The organism is Nostocoides sp. (assembly GCF_037045025.1).
Classification (GTDB): domain Bacteria; phylum Actinomycetota; class Actinomycetes; order Actinomycetales; family Dermatophilaceae; genus Nostocoides_A.
Genome location: NZ_JBAOHM010000013.1, coordinates 589,696 through 599,294 on the forward strand (window position 1 = coordinate 589,696; position 9,599 = coordinate 599,294).

Below are 9,599 nucleotides of genomic sequence, written 5' to 3' on the forward strand. Positions count from 1 at the left end.
AGATGAACAGCCGGTGAGCGGACACCTCCACGCCCTCGTGTGGACGCCAAACGTCCTGGCGTCCGGCCCACGGCCGCCTCAGCTCAGGGGGAAGACGGCGGCCCGCGCCAGCGCGCGCTGCGTCGGCGTGGTCACACCGAGCAGGTGGCCCTGCCACGAGCCCGTCGCCCAGACCAGCCGGTCGATGACGTGGAACGCGGTGCGCCATACCTGGGCTGAGGTCACGGGCTGACCCAGGTCGGTGCGCCACCCCGCGCGGGTGAGGACCTGCGCGATCTCGACCCACACCGCCTCACCCACCCGCGACCCCGCCGCCATGTGCAGGAGGGTGAGGATGCAGACGTCCCGTTCGAACGAGTCCGCTGCCGTGGGTACCAGACCACGCGCCACGACCAACCAGAGCGCGGCCGCGTCCCCGTCGGCCGCCCGCCCTGCGGGCGTACGGACCAGCCGTCCCTTGTGCTTGCGGAGCAGGCGGTCGGCCACGACGATCTGGCGCAGCTCGGCCACGGGGTGTGTCTGGTCCTCCCTGTTGCCCTTGCCGAACCAGGTCGCGTCGAGCCGCAGGGCGACGAACGCGTCCCGCACCGCCGCCGGCCGCATCCACCCGGCCGCCGTCAACGGTATGCCGTCCTCGCCCGCCATCGAGAGGAGCACCTGCCAGGGCCGGACCGCCGCCCTGGTGTCGAGAGCGCCGACCTCGCGCGGGCCGAGGTGCTCCGAGTCGGACGTCTCGCCGGCCCGGTCCCCGGTCATCGCCGCGTGGGTCAGCTCGGCGATGGCCGTGACGTCGCGCAGGTCGAGCCGTTCGACGAGTTCGGCCACCGCATCATGGGTCCGTACCGCGCCGCGCTCTGACTCCCAGAGGCCCATCAGCTCCTCGGTCGTCATCGACCCGATCCGTAGTGCGGTAGTGGTGCTGTCGGCGTCGAACTCGCTCGGGTCCCACTCCGGTGGCACCCAGGTGTCCAGGGGCTCTGCGAGGGGGGTGCCGGCGGTCAACGCCGCGACGATCTCGTTGTGCCCGCCGGGTCCGCCGCAGTCTTCGAGGGGACAGGCCCGACGTCCGTCGAGACAGACCGCGGGCGGGTCGTCGTCGGTGGCCGAACGCACCGACTCGACCGTGATGGAGTGGTCCCACCCGTCGCCGAAGTCGTAGGTGTAGAACAGCCGGTCGCCGGGCCTCCGGAGCAGCTGGTCGACCTCGACCGCGTCCTCGTGCCCGACGACGCGACTCTCATCGCCGTCCCACTCGTGCTCGTCGAGGTCGTTGACCAGGTGCGGCCCGGTCCACAGCCGCTTCGCCGGCCCGACCCAGAACCGGTGCAGATGGCCGTCGCTCCCCCCCATCGCCGCCTGGAGGATGCCGTGGAGCTTCCCGTCGCGGTGAGGTCGCTACGGATCGCCAGGCGCCGCCAGACGATGGGCTTGGTGCCGTCGAGGTCGACCCGGACGGTGAGGACGCTTGCCTCGTCGCGCGCCTCGGGGAGCTGCTGGGCCAGCCCTCGTCGCGCCGGGCGGGGGGCCGCGTCGTCCGCGAAGACGCCCGCGGTCACTGCTCGGCCCAGGTCCTCGATGGAGGGCATCCTGTTGGCAGCCAGCCACTGGTCGATCGCGTCACGTCCCGGGCCGGTCGGGGGCGTCTTGGGCACGAACCGACAATGCCAGCGGTATGCCGGTCCCGTCACCCCGGCGAGCGGCGGATCGCTCACGACCTCGACTTTCGCGGCGACAGACAACCGTGGGCGTGCACACGAACGTGCAGTAGCTCCCTTTCGTGTCCGTTTTGCGGTGGTATGCCGCCCCGGATTCTGACTATTGCACGTTTGAGTGCGCGGTGAGCGGTCGTCTGGTGGCCGGCCTGGACGCTCCGACGGCATCGCGGCCAGCGGCCTAGCCGCAGTAGCACGTCGCGGTGAAGGCAGCAGAGGACGACGGTGGCGCACAACGCAGAAGGTCGTGCGGTGTGTCGGGTGCAGCGACTGCCGTGCTCGACAGGTTGCCCGGACCGAGGCCGTTCGTACCATGGAGGCATGGCTGATTCGGGGCACCAGACACAGCGCATCGGACACGCCGATCGCGAGGCCGCCGAGCGCGAGCTCGCACTGCACACGAACGCGGGGCGGTTGACCGAGCAGGAACGGGTCGAACGCGTCGACGCCGCGCGGGCGGCGGTCACCCGGGCGGACCTCGACGCCGTCTTCGCGGACCTTCCCCGTCCCGACGCTCCGCCCTACCTGCAGGTGTCGGACGCACCGGCCTGGCCCGGTCCGACGGTCTCGGGTCCACCGCCCGCGCCGATGTCCGACTCGGCTCCACCACCGGCCCCAACGCCTCAACCGACCGGCTCGACGACGTCGTCGAGGATGCTGGCAGTCAGCGGCAGTGTTGCGACCTTCCTTTTCCTCGCCTGCGGTATGGCGTTCGACGGCTGGGCCTGGGCCTGGGTGTTCTTCCTCGTGCCGGGGATCGTCGCCACGTGGTATGGCGACGACGACTGAGGCCGACCCCCGGTCATGGGTGGGCCGGGGCTGCTCAGGTGCCGAGCCGCTCGTCGAGGAGTCGGATCATCGGCCAGGCACCCTCGGACCAGTTGGCCAGGATCGTGTACGTGATGGCCGTCGATGGTTGATGCAGGCTGAGGAGGGAGACGCCGGCGTCATACCCCTCCATGTAGACCGCATCACCAGCGGGGGCGAGGTGGAAGCCGAGCCCGTACCGCCGACTCTCCTGCGGCCAGTCACTGCGCGGGCGCAGCAGTTCCGCGACGAGCGGGGGCGCCACGATCTGCCCGGCGAAGAGCGCCGACCACAGCGCGTGGAGATCGGCAAGCGTCGAGTAGGTCCCGCCGTCGCCGCTGCCTCGGACTGGTAGGTGCAGGACATTGGTGCGCAGCCCGGTGGCGTCGAGGTAGCCGACGGCGGCGCGCCCGGGCAAGGAGTCGGTGCGCAGGAAGGCGGTGTCCGGCATACCGGCGGGGTCGCAGACCAGGTCCGAGACCAAGGTGGGAAGGTCGGTTCCCGCAGCGCGCTCGGCGAGGACTGCGAGCAGCACATAGCCGGAGTTGGTGTAGGCGAACCGTTCGCCGGGCGCGAAGACACTCGGACGGCCGTCGAGTACCCGCAGGTACGCCTCGGAGGTCGCCAGCTCGTGGACCGGCACGGGTAGCGCGTAGTCGCGGACGTTGCCGCCGGAGCTCTCGTCCAGGTAGTCACCGATGCCCGAGCGGTGCGCGAGCAGATGCTCGACCGTGACACCGTCGCCGACCAGCGGCAGGTCCTCGCCCAGCAGCGACCGGGCGGTGGTGTCCAGCCGGAGCGTGCCCTGCTCGACGAGCGCCATGACGGTCACGGCGGTGAGGCTCTTCGTCCCACTCGCCATGGCGAACTGCGTGTCGACGGTCGCCGGGATGCCGTGGGCTCGGTCCGCCAGCCCGTATGCCGCACAGACCACGGTGTCACCCTCGCGGTCGACCCGGACCGCCCCGGAGAAGCCGGTGCGCTCGGCGACCTCGGCCACCTCGGTCTGCAGGGTCGTCATGGCCGGTCAGGCTAGCCCGCACCCCGGGGCACGCGCCTGCGAGTTATGCGACCAGGGCGGCGCCGGCATCCAGCGGTCGGGGACCGTCTGCACCCACTGGTATGCCGCGCGCCGCCCCTCGCGGACGGGATGGTTCAGCGGCCGAAGGCAGCCTCGAAGTGGTCCTGCAGCCGCCGGGACCATTCGCCGCTCGCGCTGCAGGGCGCGACGCTTCCGCCCGAGGCGACGATGAGGTACCGCTGGCCCATCTCCGGGTTGACCGTGCCGAGCAGCGCGGTCTCCGTGCCCGTCGGGGCCTGGAGCCGCACGGTCGTCGCGCCGTTGCCCCCGGCATACCACGTGGTCACCGAAAGGGTGGCGACGCCATCCGTCACATCCGTGACCGTGCCGTCGAAGGCGACCTCGGCCTGCTTCGTCGTCGCGACGTCGATGGCCAGGCACATCGCCGAAGCGTCTGTCGCGGCGACCGACAAGGTCAGTGGCGCGGTGGGCTTCGGGCCGTTGGTCGCGATGCCGACGCCGACGCCGCCCACGAGCAGGGCGGCAGCCGCGGCGGCAGGCCACCACCGGCGTCGGGGTGGGGCCTGGGTCGTTGTGGAGATCTGGGTCATGACGTCCTCCAGTGCTGACGGGTCGACACCGGGGGCGATCCCCGGTGCGGCGGGATCGGCGGCGCGGAGCATGGCCCGCAGAACCTCGTCCTCCTGGCCGACCGGCCAGCGGAACAGGCCTTCGTCGTTCGGGGTCGTGCGGTCATGTGCTGTCATGTCGCGAATCCCTCCTCCCTCACTGGTTCTCTGTCCGCCACCTCGGTCAACCTTTCCCGGAGCCGCTTCTTGGCGCGGTGGAGGCGGATGCTCACGGCATTGGCGGAGATCCCGAGGACCTTGGCGATCTCGGCCGGTTCGAGCTGCTCCCACGCCCACAGCTGCAGCACCTCCCGGTCGTCGGCGCGCAGCCCGCGCAGCGCGGAGCGGACGCCCTCGGCCGCGAGCCCGCCGTCGTTGAGGGCCTCGCTCGCCGGGTCGGGGGCGGTCGGGGGTGGCGGGTCGAGCATGGCGATCCGGTGGGCCAGCGCGCGCTGTCTGCGCGCCCCGCGGGTCGCATTGGCGAGGCACCCTCGGGCCACGGCGTAGCACCAGGGGAGCGGCTCGAGAGTCGGGCACATCGTCGAGCCGGCGCCAGATGACGACGAGGACGTCGTTGAGGACCTCCGCCGCCGTGTCGCGGTCCGTGCGGCGCAGCAGGAAGCGCCATACCGGGTCGTGTACGGCGGCGACGACGGCAGCGAACCGGTCGGCGTGCGCCGGGGAGTCCTCCACGACTACCTCCTGTCCGGCAGGGGCCTGAATCTTTCCACGCCGCTCCGACGGGGCCGCTTCGATCGAGGCCAACCCCCGCGCGATGGCAGAGTCTCAGATCTCCCAGCTGGCCTCGGCGCGGTCGATCGAGGCAGCGTGGGCGACGAAGCGGGCGCCCTCGTCGGTGCGCAGCCAGCCGCGGACGGCAAACGCCCACTGCGCAGCCATCCCGAGGAAGACCGACGTGGTGAGCACGACGGGGGAGGCGCCGACCGCCGCAAGCACCGCAGCGAGGGCAATGACGCCGAGCCCGGCGCGGGTGGCCGGGCGATACATGGGGGCCAGGGCGGACCAGTCGCGCATTAGGCGGGCCGCCGCACCGGCACTGAGCAGTGCCAGCGCAACGAACGCCGCGAAGGCCCACGACGGGCCGGCGAGGTCGTCGGAGTGGGAGCGCTCGATGAGGCTGACGGTCACGCCTCCGACGCCGGTGATGGCCAGGGCCAGCGGCAGCTGGACGAGGTTGAACAGGTACCGGGCGCCCAGGGTCGGAGCGGGCTCACGGCGCCCGATGAGGTCGAAGTAGGTCCACCAGAAGGCCATCGCCACCGCCAGACCGGCGAAGCCGGTGGCGAAGGCGGTAGGGGTGAGCGCCTCGACCGAGCCGAGGCCCGCGACCACCCCGGCAACGACCTCGCCGAGGACGATGATGACGAAGAGCCCGAAGCGTTCGAGCAGCGACTCGGTCGCCAGCGGGCTGCCCTGCTCGGTGTCCACCGCTGGCTCCGGCGCCCCCTGCGTCGTCCGCTGCGGCACCTCCTCGGTGGTCGTCGACATCGCCCCCTGCGCCGAAGCCGCACGAGGGGAGCGGACAACCTGCAACGCCATACCGACGACATAGGCGAAGGTGAAGGCCGCCCACATCCACAACCGCGCCGGCCCTGACACGACGATGGACAGCCCGATCCACGCTGTCATCACCGCCATGGTGACGGTGTAGCGGGTCGCGACCGGGCCGTACAGGGGGTCACCGCGTTCCATCCGGGCCACGACGACCCACTGCCCGACGAGGACGATGAGGACGACAAGATAGCTCGCCGCGAAACCCACGCCACCGGCGCCCGCGGCGTCCGGCGCGAAGACCGCCATCGAGGCCAGCGCGAACATCTGGAGGAAGGTCAGCAGCCGGGTCCGCACGTCCGGGCGCCCATGGGCGTCGTGGAGGACCGAGCCGTTGTACCAGCCGACCCACAGCAGCCCGAAGAGCACGCAGAAGGTCGCCAGCGCCCCGAGGGTGATCTCGCCGTGCAGCCCCTGCGCCACCCGGGCGATGAGGGCGACATAGACGAGGTCGTAGAACAGCTCCAGCGAGCTGACCACCCGGTCCGGGACCCGCTCGCGGTGGGTGCGTGGCCGCTGCCAGAAGTAGCCCAGGGTCGTCCTGCTCACATCGGCCCCCTCAGTCGTGGTCGGCGCCAGTCCCGCACGTGCCAGAAGGGTATGCCGTCCCCCGCGTATGGCGCCCCCACGGCTCGCCTGCACGCCTGGTCGGGTCGTGCCTGCGGGTGGTGAGCCGGCGGCCCCACAGGCCCCGTCGCGAGATCCGGGATGGGCGAATTCGGTTCGGGGGCAATGGATCAGGACGAAGGGCACCGTACAGCGCCCAGCCGTCGTGACACCCTGGAACTGGGGACACCCACCTCACGCGAATCGCGGAGGGGAGGTCAGCCATGTCCCGCAGGTTGCACGCCCTGGCCGTCGATCTCGACGGCACCTTGACCCACAGCGGCCTCATCGCGCCGGCCACCCTCGACGCCCTGCGCCAGATCCGCGGCGAGGGGGTCGCGACGATCCTCGTCACGGGGCGCTCCCGCGAGGACCTGGGCCGCTACTTCCCCCGCCTGACCGAGCACTTCGACGCCGTCGTCACCGACAACGGGTGCGTCCTCGCGGTCGGCGGGGTGAGCCAGTACCTGGCAGAGCCCGTCGACGAGCGGCTCCGCTGGGCGATGGTCGGAGCGGGCATCGAGCTCGAGGTCGGCGACTGTCTGCTCTCCTGCGATGGCGCGCACCGGCATCTGGTGGTGGAGCTGATCGAGCACTTCGGCCTGGACGCCCAGCTGCTGCTCAACCGCGGCCGGCTCATGGTTCTTCCCGCCGGGGTGACTAAGGCCACCGGCCTGCTCGCTGCCCTGCACCGGCTCGGCCTCTCCCGGCACAATGCCATGGCGGTCGGCGACGCCGAGAACGACCTCGCCATGCTCACCACGGCGCAGATGGGCGTCGCGGTCGCCAACGCGGCCCCGAGTGTCAAGGCGGTGGCCGACCTCGTCCTCGAGGCCCCGGACGGCGAGGGGGTGCGCCGCCTCCTCACCCAGGACTGGCAGGGCACCTGGGCCGCCCGGCAGAAGCACACGCGCGACGACCTGACGATTGGCCGGTTCGAGGACGGGGAGGCGGCGTGTGTGCCGGCGACGACACCGAACATCCTCATCAGCGGGGAGAGTGGGAGCGGCAAGTCCTATCTCGCCGGCCTGCTCGTCGAGGCGCTGAGCGCCCTCGACTTCCGGGTCCTCGTCGTCGACATCGAGGGCGACTACCTCGGGCTGCGCCATCTGCCCGATGTCGTCGTCTTCAGCGGCCACGAGCCGCCGGACGAGCTGGTCCTTGAGTCGATCATGCGCTGGGGCGGCCAGTCGGTTGTCGTCGACCTGTCCGTGGTGGACCGCGCGGTCGCCGCGGCATATCTCGCCCGGCTCCCGGGCCTCATCGCCTCCTTGCGAGAGCTCAGCGGTATGCCGCACTGGGTCATCCTCGACGAGGCGCATTCGTCGCTGGGGTCCGGCGGGACGATGGAGGGCGCGCTGGGCAGCGCCGACGAGGGCTTCGTCTTCGTCACCTACCGTCCGGGCGACCTGCCCCGCGCGGACGTCCCGCTCGTCGGTGCCGTCATCTCGGTCCATGGTGTGCCGCCCGGCGCGGACCACTCCGATGCGACGCTGCGCCTGGGGGATGGACCGGCCCGCACCTTCGTCGCCGACCCCAGGCAGACCTCGCATGCTCGGCACTGGCACAAGTACACCGCGCTGCCGATGACGGCCAGTCACTGGTTCACCTTCACCGACGCCGACGGCCGCGAGGTCGCCGATCGCGCACAGCGTCGCCGAGTTCGCGCACCTGCTCCGCGAGCTGCCGTATGCCGTCGTGCGTCGGCATGTCCACCGCGGAGACGTCTCCCGGTGGATCGCCGACCTCGGGTCTCGCGAGCTGGAGGTGGCCGTCCGTGAGGTTGCTGACCCGCCGAGGTGGCCCGCCGATGGCGACCCCGAGTCGGGAGCGGGCTTGGCCGACACCATCTCGTCGCGGCTGGTCGACGGACTGATCGACCGTCGTTCGCCGCCCACCGCTGACGCGCCGGATCGCACCCCCAGCGACGCGCCCGACGACGCAGCGCCAGGGATCAGCTGATCCGGACCTTGGCGTCCAGACGGGGCAGCTCGACAAAGGTCTGGCCCGGCGCCATCTGCAGCGGTGAGCCGTCGTCGAGGACGAGCTCGAAGAGCGTCTCGACGGCGCCCTTGGACCACGTCCCGGTGACGTACTTGCCGCCGTGCGCGTACACGAAGGTCCCGGAGGCCTTGATGATGTCGTGGACCGGCTCCTCGTGACCCTTGCCGGCGTAGAGCTTGGCGAACCGCTGGCCGGCCCGGATGACCAGGACGTTGTCGGTGGCGACCCGTGTGCCGTTGGCCAGGATGTGCGGCCCCCAGGGCATGCTCCGCAGGTACCGGCGGCTCGGTGCGTCATACGAATATGACATGTCGTCAGCCTCTCACCGGGTTTCCAGGGGACGGCCACCTTGGTGGCCGGGCGGCCGGTCACGGTGCTGACCGCGGTGGGGTCACCGGTGAACGGCAGATAGGGTCGGCTCGGCCCCGAGGTGAAGGACCGGGCCCGCTTGGCGAGGACGTCGGGGCGGCAGACGACCGCCCGGTCGTAGTACTTGACGCCGCCGATCGAGCGGACTCTGGACCCGTCGATCGAGTAAGACCCGGTGCCCTGCGTCGCCAGATAGGTCAGGTTGCCGTCGACATACTGACCGAAGCTCTTGATGTAGTCCACGACCCAGGGCGCCGCCCCGGTGCTGCCGATGGTGACCCCGATCGGGGCGAGCAGCGGGACGTCGACCGGCCGCATCGAGCGCACCGGTGCCGCCGCGTGCGGCAGCGTCGAATGGAACAGCGGCATGAGCCGGGTGCTGCTGTTGCCCGCCGCGTCGACATACCCCTTCGAGCTCGACGAAGACGATGTCGGCAGCGTCGAGCCCGACCTGGGGATGCTCACCCTTGTTGTCGGGCACCTTCACCGCGATGGGCGTATGCCGCCCTGCGGCCGGGTCCTCCATGAGGACCCCGGTCAGCGGCCACCGGGGCCGCGGGTCGACCGACGGCGTGGCGCTCGTCGTGGTGGTCGAGGGCGGCAGGGACGTCGGACCTGCGCTGGTCGGTGCGGGACCTGGCGTGGTCGAGGTGCAGCCGGCGGCAGTGAGCCCGGCCGCCCCGACCATGCCGAGGATGAGCGACCGGCGGTCGATCTGGGTCATGCGTGAGTCTTCCCCCTGGTTGGCGTGGGACGGGTTGGCCGTCGGTGGCACTGGCCGGCCGCCTAGGCCGAGGTCTCCCCGCCCTCTGGGGCGTTCGCCGAGTCACCCTGCACGGCAGAGATATTGACCATCCACTCGATGCCGTACTTGTTCAG

The 9,599-nt window shown here is 71.4% G+C and carries 9 protein-coding genes and 2 pseudogenes; 3 read left to right on the top strand and 8 right to left on the bottom strand.

What is annotated here, in order from left to right:
• Positions 1–78: 78 nt before the first annotated feature.
• Positions 79–1,365 (bottom strand): plasmid pRiA4b ORF-3 family protein, encoded by a 1,287-nt coding sequence (locus tag V9G19_RS18645; protein ID WP_462286925.1) that lies wholly within the window; start codon positions 1,363–1,365, stop codon positions 79–81.
• Between the two features lie 668 nt (positions 1,366–2,033).
• Between V9G19_RS18645 and V9G19_RS18650 the strand changes: the two genes are divergently transcribed.
• The gene (locus V9G19_RS18650; protein WP_462286897.1) at positions 2,034–2,501 is read left to right on the top strand and encodes a DUF1707 SHOCT-like domain-containing protein; all 468 of its coding nucleotides are present in this window, start codon (positions 2,034–2,036) and stop codon (positions 2,499–2,501) included.
• A 34-nt stretch (positions 2,502–2,535) separates the two neighbouring features.
• Here the strand turns inward: V9G19_RS18650 and V9G19_RS18655 are convergent, their stop codons facing one another.
• From V9G19_RS18655 to V9G19_RS18670, 4 genes are all read right to left on the bottom strand, one after another.
• A complete protein-coding gene (locus V9G19_RS18655; protein ID WP_462286898.1) occupies positions 2,536–3,540 on the bottom strand; it encodes a serine hydrolase domain-containing protein in 1,005 nt (334 codons plus the stop codon).
• Positions 3,541–3,674: 134 nt separating this feature from the next.
• Positions 3,675–4,307, bottom strand: coding sequence for a hypothetical protein (locus V9G19_RS18660; RefSeq protein ID WP_462286899.1), 633 nt, complete (start codon positions 4,305–4,307; stop codon positions 3,675–3,677).
• Positions 4,304–4,708 (bottom strand): RNA polymerase sigma factor, encoded by a 405-nt coding sequence (locus V9G19_RS18665; RefSeq protein WP_462286900.1) that lies wholly within the window; start codon positions 4,706–4,708, stop codon positions 4,304–4,306. Before V9G19_RS18665 ends, V9G19_RS18660 begins: the two co-directional genes overlap by 4 nt.
• A 247-nt stretch (positions 4,709–4,955) precedes the next feature.
• Positions 4,956–6,290, bottom strand: a complete 1,335-nt coding sequence (locus tag V9G19_RS18670; RefSeq protein WP_462286901.1) for a low temperature requirement protein A — start codon at positions 6,288–6,290, stop codon at positions 4,956–4,958.
• Between the two features lie 281 nt (positions 6,291–6,571).
• Here V9G19_RS18670 and V9G19_RS18675 point away from each other — a divergent pair, with 281 nt between their 5' ends.
• Entirely contained in the window at positions 6,572–8,128 is a 1,557-nt protein-coding gene (locus V9G19_RS18675; protein WP_462286902.1) for an HAD hydrolase family protein, read from the top strand.
• A gap of 55 nt (positions 8,129–8,183) precedes the next feature.
• Positions 8,184–8,309, top strand: a complete 126-nt coding sequence (locus V9G19_RS18680) for a hypothetical protein (RefSeq protein ID WP_462286903.1) — start codon at positions 8,184–8,186, stop codon at positions 8,307–8,309.
• On the opposite strand, the gene V9G19_RS18685 is transcribed toward V9G19_RS18680, so the two are convergent.
• The 3 genes and pseudogenes from V9G19_RS18685 to V9G19_RS18695 all read right to left on the bottom strand — a co-directional run.
• Complete coding sequence (locus tag V9G19_RS18685) at positions 8,302–8,661, bottom strand: DUF3048 C-terminal domain-containing protein (RefSeq protein WP_462286904.1); 360 nt, start codon at positions 8,659–8,661, stop codon at positions 8,302–8,304. The genes V9G19_RS18680 and V9G19_RS18685 overlap by 8 nt on opposite strands.
• Before the next feature lie 323 nt (positions 8,662–8,984).
• Positions 8,985–9,089, bottom strand: a pseudogene (locus V9G19_RS18690) (hypothetical protein); the annotation flags it as partial.
• A 103-nt stretch (positions 9,090–9,192) separates the two neighbouring features.
• A pseudogene (locus V9G19_RS18695) lies at positions 9,193–9,444 on the bottom strand (hypothetical protein); the annotation flags it as partial.
• Positions 9,445–9,599 lie beyond the last annotated feature (155 nt).